The following is a 15,769-nucleotide window of genomic DNA, read 5'->3' as shown; positions in this document are numbered from 1 at the left end:
TAAAACTGATAAGAGAATACATCAACCTTTTATAAGAGAAAAATAACAACAGGAACATCTCATGTAAATGCTCGTCCCCCTGTAGTCGGGTTAGTGATTAGCGTTTCTGCGAATAAACGCTCTTCTTAAAGTGAGGAGAAGTCGAAGAGAAGAGTATACTCGAATGTATTAAGAGGATCTTCTTCTCCTGTGCGGGGGACGCGCGTGACAGAAATCCCCTTCAAGCGGAAGTAGCGGATGAGGGGTTCACCGAAGCTCTCATGTAACAGAGGAAACTCTTCATCGAAATCCACTGTCGCGGAGTGGATATCTTGTTCTTTGAGTCGTCTGAAGCGGAACGTGAGTCGGTTGATGACTTGGATTGCTGCACGGTTCTTCTGTAGTCCTTCAATCATCTGGATTTCTTCTTCAGAGAGTTTCTCCTTGTAGGGAAGGGCAGTGAGGTGTTCTGGATTGATCATGTGGGGACTCCTCCTTATAAGGTAGTAGTGCCTGACGTAACCGATGACGGTCGAGCTAATGCTTGCTCCTGTTTAGCAGATGATTACAAGAGGGCGGATATATCCTTTTAAGACTAAGTAGTCGATGATTCCATGGATGTACTGACTAGGAAGATGAAGTTCAATCCACTTGAAATCGACAATAACCTGTGTATCTTTTGGCAGATACATATCGCGACTTTTATCACGATGGCCCGACATAGGAATGGTTCCTCAAAGCAGGAGCACGTTGCTCCGATCGTCGAGTTCCCACCTCTCGAGCGGATGGAAGTAGAGGAAGTAGTAATCTCCTGAACGATGCCAGTCCTGGATGATGAAGTCGAGATCCTTGATCCGATCGAGGTTCGTCTCGAGCTCCTTCAGATTCTCGGCCTTCCGACTCTTGTTGAAGCGGATGGAATGGGTGAACTGTCGCCAGTGCCGCTTCGCCGGCATCTCCTCCTTGAGCTGGAAGGAGTTGAGACGTTCCTTCTGCAGGACGAACGACAGATGATAGGCGAACGTCCCCTTCAGTCGTTCGATTTGTTCCCCATAGATGCTGATGATTTGTTGCTTGAGCAAATCGTCGTAGACCTCCTCCGAGACGGTCACGGTGATCTGCGTGTCACGCTGTATGGCAGACGCCCCACTGATTTTGACGGAGGAGAACAGACCGAAGATTGAGAGGTCCCCCTCCTCGTTACGGACCGCGACCCGATAGTATCCCAGCTTGACGAGACGCTGCGTCGTAAGGGCATAGCTTTTCCCGCTGTCGTTACCGTAAATCTTCTTGACGAGCTTCGAAATCGGGAACACGATTTTCCGGTTCGTCTGGAAAGACAAATCGCGGTAGGACAGTATCTCGTTGAACGCCTCGAAATCACGTGAATCGAGGTCGGGCACTTTCCCGTCGAGTTCTGCGAGGAACTCATTACTGACGAGGACAGATAGATTGTTCGGCACGCCCTGCTTGTATTTCGGCACGACGGCAGAGTAATCGTGTAGGTCGAGCGAGAGGTCCGTCAACGTCCCCTCCCCTTGATTAAACTTCTCTGTCGTGTTCTTCATGCGATCGGCCAGACCGAAGAACGGGACGGTGATTGAGGTGGACGTCGCGACGTGTGCCTTCGGTTGCACTCGCTTCAGACCCTTCGCGACTTCCCCGATGACCATCAGGATGTCGGTCCGCATGGTACTCGTCCGCTGGTTCTTCGTCTTCTGTCCCCAATGCGGATACGTATGGATGAGGAGGTTATTGTTCTCGGCCCATTCCTCGAGCTCGCGTATATGTTCCTGCATGAGTTCTTCGACACTGTCGACAGAGAACTTTCGTTGGAAGCCTTCCTTGCCTGAAATTTCCCAGAACTCGAGATACATCTTATGCAATCCCCTAAGCTCTTTCATCGGCCCTTTATTCTCGACATAGTTTCGGATGGCCGACCTGACCCATCTTCTCTTCAGTTTCTTGAACGAGTAGTAGCGTAGCTTCGTATAGACGTCCTCTTCGTTCTGGAACTCATAACATTCCTCATATAGCTGATTGACATATGCCTCGACGTCGACGATGTCGATCGAGGCGAGTTGTTCGGTGACGTCGTTCTCTAGCAGCGTCTTTGCTGCCTGAGAAACGACGAGCTGTCGGTGTTGGACGGATGATGAACTGTCCATGGTACATCGCCCCCTTTTTCAATGTATCTAGCATATCATGTCATGCGATGCACGGGGAAATCAGATAGAAAAGTATGCGCCGGCGCATACTTTTCCGGAAGAAACATTTATAGGGAGGCATCAAAAACCATCGCTGCCCTGCCACATCGATATTTCATATTGAGTTTGTTGAACCATTATGAAGATAAAATCTTAGGAATCAAGAATCATGCAGCTCGACACACGTTCATCATCTCTTGATACAATCATCGAGTATGTAATCCTATGTCTACTCCTTCAAAAAAGTATGCGCCGGCGCATACTTTTTTGTTCCTAAAATCAAAACTACTGAATAGAGAGAGGAGGTCGTTAAGAGATGTCATAGATGTCGAAATAAACGATTCGATGGGGTGACGATGGAAAGGGGATAGTTGGTCTGGCTGGACGTCATGGTCAGCTGGCGATAAGAATCAAATCCGAATGGCTCCTTCAACAACGTGGATTACCACCATGCATGATGCGGACGGAAAAAGTATGCGCCGACGCATACTTTTTCTTATTTCACATACCATAATAATGATGTACATTTTATTTATCACGGGGGATTATAAGAGCTTTTATCAAGGGTAGGAGTATGTCGTCAATCCTTTTCACGAATCGAGCAAGACGAAGAAAGGACGTTCATCTCCATCACTGTGACTAATCAATTGAGGCGAGGGCCGTCGGAGGAGTGACAAGCACTAACCAAAAGAAGATAGGTGGTCCTACCGAGAAATGTTTCACGTGAAACAGGATGGCGCATATCGTTGAGTCTCTGAATTCTCTAAAGTTGAAATGATGTGAGAATGGACCGGACAGATGGATTGATACATAGAATTAGGAAGATGAACGGAATGTCGTTCAAGAGAGTCTACGTGACAATCCTTGAACAAGTAAATCTCCAATCGCCTCATAAAAAAAGACGTAGTCCTCACGGGCATGATCGATGTGTTCGTTAACTCTAGGGGCAGGCGAAGAGTGGAGGGTGTCATGAAGGTATATACATGCGAGAACGAGGAGGATGAGAGTGAGAATGAAAAAAGTATGCGCCGGCGCATACTTTTTTGTGTTCAACTCCCATATACATATCGGAAAAAAGAATCCTTGTCAGAGAAGAGTCGTGCGAGTTCTTCTGATACGTATATCTCGGTGTTCTTAAGGGTTCGAAGCGCTTGCTCCTTCGCGAGGAGGAAACCATATCGTTCCTCCAGGCGATGGAGGTAGTCATCAATCGCCTCGCCATCCTCGACATGTGAGGACAGGAAGTACTCGACCGAATGACGGGTTTGTCTCCGGTTCCGATAGTAGACGGTGCCTCCGGGAACGTACAGTGTACGAAGCAAGGGGCTCCTGCGCAACAAGCTCTCGAAGAAGGTGGAATCAAAACCTAATCGATAGACCGCATGTCCTCGCCCCAAGCCCGCTGCCATCGAGGAACTGATGAACTCCTCATAAGGTAACATCTCGAGAAGCCATGAGACATACCCTTCAAGTTCTGAAAGGGACAAGCCGGAATCGGACAACCTGGACACACGGAGGTAGACGTCTGGCTCCACCTCGACGTACGAGACGTCATCGAGTAGAAGGGAACGGAGATGATGTTCCCAATGAGCCCGTCGATGACCGCTGGAGGAAGCTGCTCTCTCGACCAGATCGTGGACGGAGATGAACTCGGGATGAAGTCTTATTAATCCCTCGATGAATTCACGTCTCGTCCTCACCCGGACGGCAATCTCTTCACGAGAGAGGACGTGAAGTTCATCAGAAGGATGTTTCCGTCCAAGTATGTGCCTCAGCTCCATCGGTGACTGGATGTCGAGGGTGCGGATCTCAGGGGATAATAGATCATAGATGATCCGGGGCGTGAACACACCGCGTAATCCCTTCAACTTATCTGATAGTAAACCCGAGAGTATGTCCCTAGCATAGGGCACCCTCAGACGGCGGACGTATCCTTCGGCACGAAGAAGGTAGGTGGAGGACCGGACGGCGTCCTTAACCCGCTCCTTCGTAATCCCCAAGGTGTCCATGTGTCCATGCGGATTGACGACGATCGACATCCGCTTCGCATCCCTCCCGATGACCATTTCGTCGATAGGGGAGTGACGATCCTCCGTCAAAGAGAGCAGGATGTTCTCGACATCGTAATGTCGGACCATGCTAGTGGAGGGACAGACATAAGCGTTACGCACGCGAAGGAAACGTGACAATTGACCGGCATCCAGGATGTCAACGAAATCCATGGAGAGCGTATTCTGCACCCCACGCCCATGGAGGAGCTCGAGATAACGGTCGACGCGATCAGGGACGGCGAAGACCGTCTGGAACAAGGTCCGGTTTAGCGAATATGTCGCGAACGTTCTACCAAAAAGGTGGTTCTCTAAAATCTTATCGTTCGGCAATCCCTTCACGAGGGAGCGTAACGTCTCGAGGGAAATGGTGCCAGACTGTTCTCCTTCGTCCAGATATCGAAGAAGTCCATCTTCGACGTCATTCTGGTAGATGACGGAATCGAGTGGATAGAGTTCATCGTCCCTTCCTTCACCTGGGAAAAGAATGACGTTGAGCCCATCCTGTACATCATCCGCCAGGAACGTCTGGTTCTCATCGAACAGGCCGAGCTCCTCGATGGCACCGATGATGTTCCGATAGAGAGTAGATGATCCTTCGCCACGTGTCTGTTCACGAAACTCGAGGAACGACATCGAAGAGAAATCGGCGAGCATGAAGCCTCGTCTCAGGAGTAACGACTCGATCACGGTGTAGGGGATGGGATGCACCTGGGATATCGTCAGGTGATAGAGATTCGCCCGGCTGCATAGCTCACGGCAATTCTCTGCACCGAGGTCATCGACCATCCGAAAGAGGACCTTGGATTTCTCAGGAGACAAGGGGATGTGGCTACGGATGACTGGATCCAACACGTCATCAAGCCTGACGCCAATCTCGCATAGAGAACGGAGTGCCGTATAGCCGCTGACGCCTAGCGACTCGATCTCACGATGCATCAATCCGAGCAGTTCGTATGCACTCCATCCTTCAGGTTGTCCTATGGTGTTCATGTTTACCCTCCTCATCAGAAAGAAGTATCGAGAAATGAAACATCCTATGCATTGATTATAATTCGTAGACGAAAGGACGACCATATCAATCCGAGTACGATGACAGGATTTTCAAGACACTAGCGTTACTTTTCTCATATAAAGTCATATAATGGATGTATAGGACTAATGGGGAGGGTTTGTACCTTCCATCGATGAAAGGATGTCATAAGAATGAACCAGAATAAGAACGATTTACTTTTCCACGAACTCGTAGGGATGGACCTAGAGGAGATATCGAGAGCATACGGACTGAATCCAGATCTCAACAAGAGCAAGGCACGTCTGACGAACGTGGCGAGTCGCATGTTGGAGTCGGTGAAGGACCAGGTGGAGCATCTCCGAGCAGAATCCGGAAAACTAGAGCTCTCAATCCGTACGATCAACCTGACCGAGAAGGGACGACCGAAGGAGCTGATGTCCCTGGACACCATCGACTTCCTGGAATGGGTCGAAAAGCCTTGGCAGGAGAGTCAGGTATATCGTCGATTCAAGGAGACGGTGTTCGTCCTGTTGACGTTTCGGACGGACAAACAAGGACGTACAATCTTCATCGGGGATAAGTTGTGGTCGATGTCGGAGAAGGAGTTGGAAGGTTCCGTCAAACGGTTCTGGAGACAGGTGAGGGATACGACCGAGGAAGGCATCGTCATCACGCCGGTCCAGCAGAAGAGCAAGATGGTCATGAAGAACAACCTTCCGAAGCAGGACGAGAACCGGGTCCTCCATGCGAAAACGAAGGCATCGAACGCCGCGGACCTATGCTCGCTACCGGACGGACGCGCCATCACGAAGCAAGGATATTGGTTCAACGCCAGCTACATCTCTGACTTGGTGAAGGACATCCATGAACGGAAGACAATCATCTGCACGAAGAAGGAAGGGAGTCGGACGGACTTAAAGGCGAGGCATGTGGCAGCAATCCAGTCCGACCTGATAGAGGACGGCTATCCCATCGAGGATTTCGTGGACATCATCTGTCAGACAGTACCGTCGTATGACAAGCAACGGCTGACGGCAGCTGATGCGGAGCTGCTCGGTTATAGGGTCGATGATCAACTCGCGGTCCGACTTCGTTATCCGAACTCGACGGCGTACCTCGAGCAACTCATCTTCTCGAACGACTATGTCCGCACCGAGCAGCATCGGGTCCTCCGCAAGGACATTGCCGGACGACTGTTGAAGAACCTGGAGCGACATGCGCGGCTGATCCTCCTCGACAAAGGATTCTACATCACGGACCGCTGTCTCTCACGCGCCGGCGTCTCGGAGAAGGACATCTCGGATTATCGAGAGACGATCGAATCGTATGTAGCCAAAGATGAGTTCTTCACGCTCGTATCGTTGCGTAAGGACGGCTTCACTCATCCACTCGAAGAAATCGGTTTCGAGGACCTGTTCTATGAGAGCATCCTTCTACGTGTCGGTGTACTCAAGAGTCTACGCATCGGGAAGTCGAACGTTTTCATCAAGGCACTCAAGAAGCCAGATGCGGATTCGTTCATGGAATGGTTGATGGGGGAGGACGGAATCATATCGATGGAAGAACTTCAATCGAAAGCATCAGCGCTGCTCGCCATCGGGATGACAGAGGATGATTTAATCACCATCGTGAATCGTAGTAATCATCATTATTCTAGAGAGTTCGAAAAGGTCTATTGCAGTCACGCTGCGTACCTGGATAGTATCTATGAGTAAGGGGGATTGGTCATGAAACAAATGATGAATGATGTCTTGTCGAGTGACGGGAATGAATTCGAGCTTGGGGAAATCGAAGCAGTTGGAGAGTCTGTCTATGAAATGACGGAATATGTAGTCAAGAGACTTACTCCACATTTCGGACATCGATTGGAATTTGATTTTGTCGATGTCTCCAATGAATGGACATTCACAGCCGAGGACGAGGAAGAAGGTTCTCATACCATCCGATTCGCTCCCGAAGGAATACATGCGGACAAATTCGGCATCGAAGAATGAGGTTGTCAGATTCTAAAGATAAATGCATACTTTTTTCTGTCATTTCCAGTGTCATCGACTCAGGATGAAAGTTATTTTTGACCTCATTGATTTTCTTGCTTCATGTCTACATACCAGAACAATGAATAATCCATCATAATCGAGGTCTCATACAGCTGTCTGAGCATGGTCATGATGTTACCACGATGGTAGCTCCCTTGGTTCGCTATGTATAAAAGTATTTCTTCGATGGAGGTATTTCGATGAGGAAACGATAAGAAGCTGCTAACTGTCTGAACGACTCCTGCAACCTGTGCCTTTTAGGACCTTCAGCCATATCGTATCCACAACATGGATATGACTGAACGACTTTGCGATGCTGGAATAAGAACGTTTTACTTCCTTGATTAGGGTGTCAGCTGGTAAAGAAGCAATATGTTCTAATATTGCCTGCATCGCCATTCCAATCTGTCCTCGATTCATATTATGAAGAAGGATATATGACAGCCGATTGTCATACATTCCTCATAAAGATCCACAATTTTTTTGCTTCATTCCTTAGGGCGTCCTACAAATAGAGGGGACTTATAGTCACGATACCTGACCAGAGTCCGAGTAGGATTGAAAAGAACTTACGTTGGAGCTGATATTACCGGATATCATCGACTTACTGGAACGGGTAGAGAAAACTTGGTAGAGTCAGGTACATCATTGGTTCCAGGAGATGATGTAAGTCTTGTTGACGTTCAATACAGACAAGCAGGGGCATACGATTTTCATTGGAGACGAAAATTATGGTAGATGACAGAGGAGGAAACGGGAAGCGTAGTCAAGCGTTTCTGGAGACGACAGAGTAAGAGCTTATCATCACGCCTGTCCAGCAGAAAAGCGGGGTGGTCAAGAAGATGGACTTTTCAAAGTAGGGACATTAATTCAATGCTATCTAAATCATGGAGCTGATAAAGGACATCCAGGTACGATTATGCTATCAAAATTTCGTTGACATCATCAACTAGATGGTACCGTACTAAGATAAACGACGCAGTCGAGGTCGACTTGCTCTATTACAGTTCGATGACTAACTAACGGTCAGCGTTCCCAAGACCCAGTAAAATCGATACTCCACACGTACTACACCATTGGCCGATTGTTAAAGAAACTGGAGCGCGTTATGTTCTCCTGATTTTCCTCAACAAAAGGTATTACATCATCAATTTCTGTCTATCATACGCAGTTTTGTCAGAGAAAAATATCGTGGTTTACCGGAAAGTAATTGAGTCGTATGTAGCTATAGAACTTCTTCATATTCGACTCGTTATGAAAAAGTGACTTCATTTGTCCGCTCGAAGAAAATTTGTTTTATGGTAATTGTAAAATTTGATAAAATTTTTATGAGGTGATGTAAATGGAAAAAGAATTAATATATCTATATATGAGTAATATTAATAATATTTTTATTGAGCAAGGTGTTAATTTTAGTATGGATTATAATGTAATTTACAACCCGAAAAATAACAAACTAAATATTATAAAAAAAAATAATGAAATCAAATTTATTGAAAACAATGTTGTTTCGAATATAAATCTTATAATTGGTAAAAATGGAAGCGGGAAATCTACCATAGTAAACATCTTAGGTATGAATGAAATCGATAAGTTGAATTACTTAAAAGAAAGTCCTTCAAACAAATGGTTTACTATATATCGACTAAATAACAATCAATTTATAGTTGAAGGAAACCATAATTATATACCTCGAGTACAAATTTCTCCAAGTCAAAAAGAAGATAAGTATAGATATGCTGAATTTAATATAAATAAAAAAGGAGAAGTAATTTTTTCTACACATAGAACAGAAGAAGAACAGTTACAGTCTTTAAATTATTTTTATTACATAAACTCGCACTCTGAAGAATGGTTTAGTACTTATAATATGGATTTATTGAATAATATCGACAATGGGTTTAGAAGGAATTATATAACCTCACCAAACATGGCTGATATTTTTAATTTATTATCAGATGACTCGATTTATAAAGAAGAAGATTTTCTTGCAAAAAATGTACAGATGCGAGTCTCGAGAATATCACTTATTGATAAATCAGATGATCAGAAAAGTGAATTCATTTTTTCGAAATTAAAGTCAATACAAGGAATAACTGAAGAATATAATTCATTATTAAATTATAAGAAAAACTTCAATGAAAAACAAAAATTTATTATATCGTTTTTCGAAGAAGTACTTTCTTATGAATTAGAGTCGAATAAAGAGGCAAGTGAACTAATCAGTGAAAACAAGAAATTTACTAATACATATAATAAATTAATAAATGAAGATATTAATTTCCAAATAATAAAAGAATGGTATTTAAATTTATTGGGAGATCATACTTTTCAAGTGATGAGAAAAAAACCAAATTTTGAATATCATCGTTATAAGAAAATTATTAATCTTTTAGACAATATCAACGAAGAGTATTTTCAATCAGATGAGATTATTTACGAACTAAGAGAAAGTACAAACGTAGAAAGTGTAAGAAAATTAGTTCATGAACTAGATGAACTGAAAAATCAAAAAGATAATTTTCCATTAGAAATTCGTTTTAAACATTTAAGCAGTGGAGAGTTACAATATTTAAAGCATTTCTCAACGATAATTACCACTTTAAAATCTATTAAAGATAAACCTAGAATAAAACATATTATACTTTTACTTGACGAACCTGATATGAATTTTCATCCAGAATGGTCGAGAAGGTATATCAATAATTTAATGAATACCTTAAATAAGCATGTCGAAGGATTTACTGTTCAAGTAATCATCACTTCACACTCACCGTTCATGGCTTCCGATTTACCAAAAGAATCAATCATGTGTATTGATATAAATAGTTCTAATAATCAACGGATAATCACTGAAGCAAATTTTGGTCTTATGAGTAATCATTATGATTTGATAAAAAATACATTTTTTATGGATAATTCAATAGGCGAATACGCAAATAACTACTTTAATGGAATTGTGAATACAGTAAAATTTATTACTAATGAAATCAATCAATTTAATAATTCAAATGATTTAAGAGAGGGGGAAAAAAGAGAAAAAGTTACTTATATATTAGACAGTATCGAAGAAGTTCGGAAGAAAATTAATCTTATTGACGATACAATCATACAAAGAAAAATAACAAACTATCTAAATAACAACACTATTAGAACCTTTACAGATAATCAATCTGCTATTAATGAACTAAGGGAATGGCATTTAAGAGAGCTGAATAACACAGGTGATCAATCTGAACTAAGGGAATTGTATTTAAAAGAGCTGAAGAAGTTAGAGGAGGAACTATAAATTGATAAATTTGGATATTCAAAAGTTATTCGCTTTCAAAGACGATTATGCTGAAGATATGTATCCTCTAATTACTGCAAGTATTATTGATAGCGCTTTAAAAAATTCAAATTTCAATGGATTAAAGTTTTTAATAGATATTTCTTCAGATTTAGAAAGCTTAATTTTAGACATTTTAAAAACTCCCATTGAAGATTTGCTTACAAAATATAAAATAATTAATGAATATTTTTCATTATCTATGCTTATTTATAAGCACAGATATCGAATAGAAAATGATTGTAAGCCTTTGCATACAATAGAACGAACTGAGTGGAGAAGAAAGTACATCGAAAACATACGAATACAGTCTCAATTTTTGATCAACATTGACGATGCTGAAGTTCAAAGATGCGTTACTAATACTAGCGAATTAAATAAACTAGTTTCTAAAATAAAAAACGCTTTAATTGAGTTGAATAAGGAATTAGACTCTATAATAGGTTATTCGATAATAAGTGAAGATAAGGAATCGAATGAAGAAGCAAGAATGAGAGACAAAATTATGATTCGATTAGATACTGAGGTATGTCCATATTGTAATAGAAATTATATTTCTAAATTTACAAAAAATAAAAAGGAATATTCTACTGGAGATCTTGATCATTATTATCCAAAACAATATTTTGCGTTACTGTCACTCAATTTATTTAACTTCGTTCCATCATGTCAAATCTGTAACTCAAAATTTAAGTCCAATATATATGCTGAACCTATTAATCCTTTTCAAAAAGTAGTTAATTATGACGAATTGTATTTTTCTTATAGCATAAAATCAAATTCCACACTAAAAGTATTTATTGGAGAATCTTTAGATTTCGAGTTAGAAATGAGGGGTTCGAAAGAATACGATAGTCATATTGATTTATTTAGGATAAAAGAACTTTATAATAGTCATAAAATAACAATTAGCGAAGTTTTATATAAGAAAACCGCGTACAGTGATTCTTACATAAATTCTATAAATAATTTATTTGATGAGATGAAGCTAACACCAAGTGAAAGAGATTTATTTTTATATGGGATAGAAATGGATGAGAGCAAATTTCATAAAAGACCATTATCCAAGCTAATTTACGATTTAGTAGTTCGAAATTAAAAAAAAGAAGTTATTTTGTATCCTGTCATTCTTTCATACTATATTGTAAAACGATAGAAGAATATTAGATGTATTTGCTCTTACTTAACGTACTTTGCGTAATCTCGTTCTTGTGTAGCATTGATATTGATGATGCCGACCTTGATCAGAGTGAAAGGGTGGTCGGGCTTTCTCGTTTAGCTTCCTGATTGTCCGGTCCGCCATGGTATAGGCAAGAATCTCACTGCTTCCTAAAAATCTACCGTCGGCGAGAGATAGAGTTTCTTCTCGAAGAGATGGAATTCATAGATTGTAGACAAACCCTCACTTCGTAAGTGAAATGAGGGTTTGTTGTATGTACTCCCTATTAAAACGTAGTGAAGAAATGGATTCCCGGGGGATTCCCAGGACCAATTCTCAAGCTTTTTGAGGTTCAAGGCAATGAAAGTAAGCATCGCTTGAAGCGTCGTTTTTTTTCAGACCTAGATAGCGGCTCCAACGCATGCCATGCTTCTCTTTGGTGTCCGTGAAGACACGCTCAATTGTTTCCTGAGGCTTTTGCAACACACGATTCACTACTGTATGTCTGAGATGCTCCACTTCATCCATCTCCTCTTGGCAGAGATGGCGATGGATGACTTTTCTGCGGTCGCGACTCTGAGTACATTGGGAGAGAAGAGGACATGTCTCACACACAAAAGGATTCGAGACATATTCATGGTACCCGTCTCGCGTCGTCGTTCGATAACGGAGAACTTGATTGTTTTAACATAAATAACAGTCATAATGTTCGTCATAATAAAAGTCTTTTGTTTTTAACATTCCTTTCACCCCTCTGGGGCGTGTAGGGGAAGATGGATAAAATGCCTTGTTTGAGAAGATGATGGCCGATGGGAAAAGTTTTATAGGCAGAGTCGGCGACGACTGCGAATGGTTGTCCGAAATGGTGCGTGACAGCTTGAAGAAGTGCTGGAAAGACGATACTATCGTGGACACTTCCGGGCGCTACAATCATCCCGAGGACGAAGCCATGCAATCACAGACAGTATGGCACGAATAAGTGAATTATTTTTCACGCTCCCCCTTCACGTAATAGCCACTCTCCGGATCTGTCGCACTCTCCTTCGTCTCGTGTTCTTCAGCTTTCTTCATCTTGGGGGTGAAGGGCTTATTTTGGTGCGAAATCCGCTCCTCGTTGACTTCTTGATCTAGTTCTTTTTTGTACTGTTGTGCGGTGAGTCGAACGAACTTCTTCTTATTACTTCCGCTTGTTCGCGTTTGCTTTGATGTGGGTGGAGTCAATGAAGAGGACCGACGGGTCCAGGAACCCGGATTCGACTCCTTGCGTGAGGATTTGATAAAAAATACTCTCAAAGACGTCTGTATCTGAAAACGCCGGACGTAGTTTTTGGCCGAACGTAGAGAAGTGCAACAACTTCTCATCCATACCAAGACCTAAAAACCAACGATATGCCATGTTGGTCTCAATCTCTTTTATAACATGAATTCCGAATACATATTGAAAAAGCTACCTTGCTTAACAGAACGTGGTCGACACTTGGTTTCACTATACAACTTCTCTATGGCACGATAAATGAAGTCGACATCAATGATTGCATCGATTTTTGGGACAAGATAAGCTTGCGCGTTCAGTTGTTCTATTATGATGGTGACATCTCCTACTAATAATAAAAAGTTTTCCTCCTTCTTCTTTTCTACTTTTTTATGTCCCGAAAAAGGACCAAAGAAGCGTGTTTTTTCCTAGAAATCAATTCCCAGAGAAAAACACGCAGTAGCGACCCTATGGAGAAGATAGTCTCAGGAATAATCGATACTAACAAAAAGCACAATCCTTTTCGTTAGAAAAAAATTGCACTCTGTATTCAGTCTAAAATAATTATTAATTATTTTGATTAATAATTTAATGCTTATCAAATAATATATATTTATAAATTAGCTAAATAAATGAGAAAATAGAGATAAAACTTATTTAAAATCATATACTGCCTAATTCAATAAAAGTAGGTAGCCAACGTTCTTTTTTATATATGCCTTTAAAATTGTAAGTAGGCTTTAGATTCAAAACTTTTCCATCCAAAAAATAATATTTTTCATGAGATACTTTTAGAGTGATAACTTTATCAACGAAAATCAACTCTTCTAAAGCTTGTGCAAATTCTTCAGACATACCTTCCCAAATTATAATACTTTGGTTTCCTGGAAAATAAAATCTGTATGATCCGTTGACTGAAATTTTTTGATTATTAAGTAGTCTTTCGATTTCAGCAAAAGTTACATTTTTCTTATAAAAGTTCATTAAATTCATAATTGATGATTTTAAGTGTTCATTACTCATTATTGTTTTTCTCCTTTGGCAAGCGAATTAGTACTCTAAGTTATATCTTCGTTTCTCGTACTTTCTTTTGAACAATTATACAATTTGAAAAAGATTTAAGGTATTAATCTTGAAAAATAGAAATGAAGTAATTTTATTCATGTGTTTTCATTAAATATTATAGTAAAAATCGGATAATAATGATTTTTTTCATTATTATCCGATTTTTACTCAAAAGGAAGACTTGATATAGAACCCTTTTTTAAATCTTGTAAGTAATTATTGGTTGTATTAATTGATTCGTGCCCCGAGATATTCATGACTTCGTACAGGGAGAGGTTATTTACTAATAATTTTGTAATGAAAGAACGTCGAAACCAATGGGGTGAAGTGTTTTGTGACGTCAATTGGGAAGAGGCCGATTGAGCAATAAGTCTTAATGCTTCATATGAAATAGAAACATCTTTAGCTTTTATATTGAAACAAAGATAAGGATTTCTTACATCTTCGATTTGCATTAACTCTTTTAGACGCTGTATAAGGTGAATTGATTTTTGAGTCAAAGGAATACGACGCCATTTTTCGCGTTTTCCTTTAAATTCGATATAGTTCATGGAGTGAGTTTCATGAACATGACTGAACTGGAGTGCTAGTAATTCAGAAGCACGCATCCCTGTCGTTAACAATAGATAGCCCATCGTCTCGTTCCGCAGCTGCAACAGCTCGCGGTTCTTTTTCTGCTTCACCGTGTGGCGGAAGGCGAGGGCGATTGCCTCCATCTCGTCGAAGTCGATCTCGCGGCGGAGCGGCTCCGGCTTCATCTGGTCCTTCACCTGCAGCGACAGGTCTCGCGCGTGATAGTCGTTGACGTGCAGGAAGCGAAGGAAGCGCCGCAGCATGGCGTTGCGCCGCTTGACCGTCCGCGGCGCGTACTGGTCGTGGACGTCCTTCAGGTACTCGTGCAGGTTGAGGATCGTCAGCCGCTTGACGCCCTCGGTCTTCGTCACGAAGAAGCGCAGGACATAGTCGAGGTCCTGCTTGTAGGCCCGCTTCGTGTGCGGGCTTTTTTGGCTATAGATCGGGAACAGCTCCGTCGCCCAGAACAGCTCGAAGATCTCGAGGTCGCTCAGCGCCTCCATGTTCAGGTGGTCGTCCGCGAGCACGGCCAGCAGCTTCTCCCGGCTGTCCGCGAACGCCAGCGCCGCCTCTTCCCTCGTCACCAATCCTCGTGTGTCGTTCTCCATCCCCTTCTCCTCCATCCTCGTCGGTCGTCGACGCTTCCTCTTTCGGGCCGTCTGCTGCGTCATATGCCGTGAAATCCGTCATTTATCTTGTATTACATTGAATTATGACTGATATATGTACGTTTTAATCCATTTAATCCATGTTATAAGATGTCATATTTTGAATGTATATAAATATTATAACATACAAATACTTGTGATAATGTCTAATTATCACAAGTAAATTAAAATAGGGAATAAAGTTGACATAACACGATTATGAGTATTCTGTGGTCCTGAATGGGGTGGTGACGTCTTGTGGCGCACGAGCAACACCTCATGATGGATTGAGAGATCATGAAATATTCTTCGTCTCATATTAATAAGTATTCTCCTTTAAATGAGACAATTCGTCCATGATGACAAGTTCACCTAAGGTGACGAAGGCGAGGGAGGATGAGGTGCGCCAATTCCGAAAGGGGGTGCAGTGGAGCGGTCCTGACGACGTCTTACCGAGGGA

General features: G+C 42.1%; 11 protein-coding genes and 1 pseudogene. 4 read left to right on the top strand and 8 right to left on the bottom strand.

From position 1 onward, the window contains the following. Positions 1-125 precede the first annotated feature (125 nt). From KNP98_RS13110 to KNP98_RS13100, 3 genes are all read right to left on the bottom strand, one after another. On the bottom strand, positions 126-461 hold the full coding sequence (locus KNP98_RS13110; RefSeq protein ID WP_214811743.1) for a hypothetical protein: 336 nt from the start codon (positions 459-461) through the stop codon (positions 126-128). Positions 462-713: 252 nt separating this feature from the next. After that, entirely contained in the window at positions 714-2,147 is a 1,434-nt protein-coding gene (locus KNP98_RS13105; protein ID WP_214811740.1) for a hypothetical protein, read from the bottom strand. A gap of 1,088 nt (positions 2,148-3,235) precedes the next feature. Next, positions 3,236-5,227, bottom strand: a complete 1,992-nt coding sequence (locus tag KNP98_RS13100) for a hypothetical protein (RefSeq protein ID WP_214811739.1) — start codon at positions 5,225-5,227, stop codon at positions 3,236-3,238. A 213-nt stretch (positions 5,228-5,440) separates the two neighbouring features. On the opposite strand from KNP98_RS13100, the gene KNP98_RS13095 reads away from it, so the two are divergent. Both KNP98_RS13095 and KNP98_RS13090 read left to right on the top strand, forming a co-directional pair. Then, positions 5,441-6,964 (top strand): MutH/Sau3AI family endonuclease, encoded by a 1,524-nt coding sequence (locus tag KNP98_RS13095; protein WP_214811737.1) that lies wholly within the window; start codon positions 5,441-5,443, stop codon positions 6,962-6,964. 12 nt (positions 6,965-6,976) lie between these two features. Next, on the top strand, positions 6,977-7,243 hold the full coding sequence (locus KNP98_RS13090; RefSeq protein WP_214811735.1) for a hypothetical protein: 267 nt from the start codon (positions 6,977-6,979) through the stop codon (positions 7,241-7,243). A gap of 83 nt (positions 7,244-7,326) precedes the next feature. Here KNP98_RS13090 and KNP98_RS16100 read toward each other — a convergent pair whose 3' ends face one another. Both KNP98_RS16100 and KNP98_RS16095 read right to left on the bottom strand, forming a co-directional pair. Next, a complete protein-coding gene (locus KNP98_RS16100) occupies positions 7,327-7,452 on the bottom strand; it encodes a DinB family protein (RefSeq protein ID WP_353048595.1) in 126 nt (41 codons plus the stop codon). A gap of 55 nt (positions 7,453-7,507) precedes the next feature. Further along, positions 7,508-7,678, bottom strand: coding sequence for a DinB family protein (locus KNP98_RS16095; RefSeq protein ID WP_251135189.1), 171 nt, complete (start codon positions 7,676-7,678; stop codon positions 7,508-7,510). A 949-nt stretch (positions 7,679-8,627) separates the two neighbouring features. Between KNP98_RS16095 and KNP98_RS13080 the strand changes: the two genes are divergently transcribed. Further along, complete coding sequence (locus KNP98_RS13080) at positions 8,628-10,574, top strand: AAA family ATPase (RefSeq protein WP_214811733.1); 1,947 nt, start codon at positions 8,628-8,630, stop codon at positions 10,572-10,574. A gap of 1 nt (position 10,575) precedes the next feature. Next, a complete protein-coding gene (locus tag KNP98_RS13075) occupies positions 10,576-11,712 on the top strand; it encodes a hypothetical protein (RefSeq protein ID WP_214811731.1) in 1,137 nt (378 codons plus the stop codon). A 374-nt stretch (positions 11,713-12,086) separates the two neighbouring features. On the opposite strand, the pseudogene KNP98_RS13070 reads toward KNP98_RS13075, so the two are convergent. The 3 genes and pseudogenes from KNP98_RS13070 to KNP98_RS13060 form a co-directional block, all read right to left on the bottom strand. Next, positions 12,087-13,359, bottom strand: a pseudogene (locus tag KNP98_RS13070) (IS1182 family transposase); the annotation flags it as partial. A 328-nt stretch (positions 13,360-13,687) separates the two neighbouring features. Then, the gene (locus KNP98_RS13065) at positions 13,688-14,047 is read right to left on the bottom strand and encodes a hypothetical protein (protein WP_214811729.1); all 360 of its coding nucleotides are present in this window, start codon (positions 14,045-14,047) and stop codon (positions 13,688-13,690) included. Between the two features lie 206 nt (positions 14,048-14,253). Next, a complete protein-coding gene (locus KNP98_RS13060; RefSeq protein ID WP_214811726.1) occupies positions 14,254-15,270 on the bottom strand; it encodes a tyrosine-type recombinase/integrase in 1,017 nt (338 codons plus the stop codon). Positions 15,271-15,769 lie beyond the last annotated feature (499 nt).

The organism is Exiguobacterium sp. s127, from assembly GCF_018618695.1.
GTDB lineage: Bacteria > Bacillota > Bacilli > Exiguobacteriales > Exiguobacteriaceae > Exiguobacterium_A > Exiguobacterium_A oxidotolerans.
This window is presented reverse-complemented; position numbering and strand designations above follow the sequence as displayed.

Excerpts from the sequence above, each read along its gene's own strand:
- KNP98_RS13095 (WP_214811737.1), top strand. The coding sequence starts at position 5,441 with ATGAACCAGAATAAGAACGATTTACTTTTCCACGAACTCGTAGGGATG.
- KNP98_RS13105 (WP_214811740.1), bottom strand. The coding sequence starts at position 2,147 with ATGGACAGTTCATCATCCGTCCAACACCGACAGCTCGTCGTTTCTCAG.
- KNP98_RS13090 (WP_214811735.1), top strand. The coding sequence starts at position 6,977 with ATGAAACAAATGATGAATGATGTCTTGTCGAGTGACGGGAATGAATTC.
- KNP98_RS16095 (WP_251135189.1), bottom strand. The coding sequence starts at position 7,678 with ATGCAGGCAATATTAGAACATATTGCTTCTTTACCAGCTGACACCCTA.
- KNP98_RS13080 (WP_214811733.1), top strand. The coding sequence starts at position 8,628 with ATGGAAAAAGAATTAATATATCTATATATGAGTAATATTAATAATATT.
- KNP98_RS13060 (WP_214811726.1), bottom strand. The coding sequence starts at position 15,270 with ATGGAGAACGACACACGAGGATTGGTGACGAGGGAAGAGGCGGCGCTG.
- KNP98_RS13065 (WP_214811729.1), bottom strand. The coding sequence starts at position 14,047 with ATGAGTAATGAACACTTAAAATCATCAATTATGAATTTAATGAACTTT.
- KNP98_RS13100 (WP_214811739.1), bottom strand. The coding sequence starts at position 5,227 with ATGAACACCATAGGACAACCTGAAGGATGGAGTGCATACGAACTGCTC.
- KNP98_RS13110 (WP_214811743.1), bottom strand. The coding sequence starts at position 461 with ATGATCAATCCAGAACACCTCACTGCCCTTCCCTACAAGGAGAAACTC.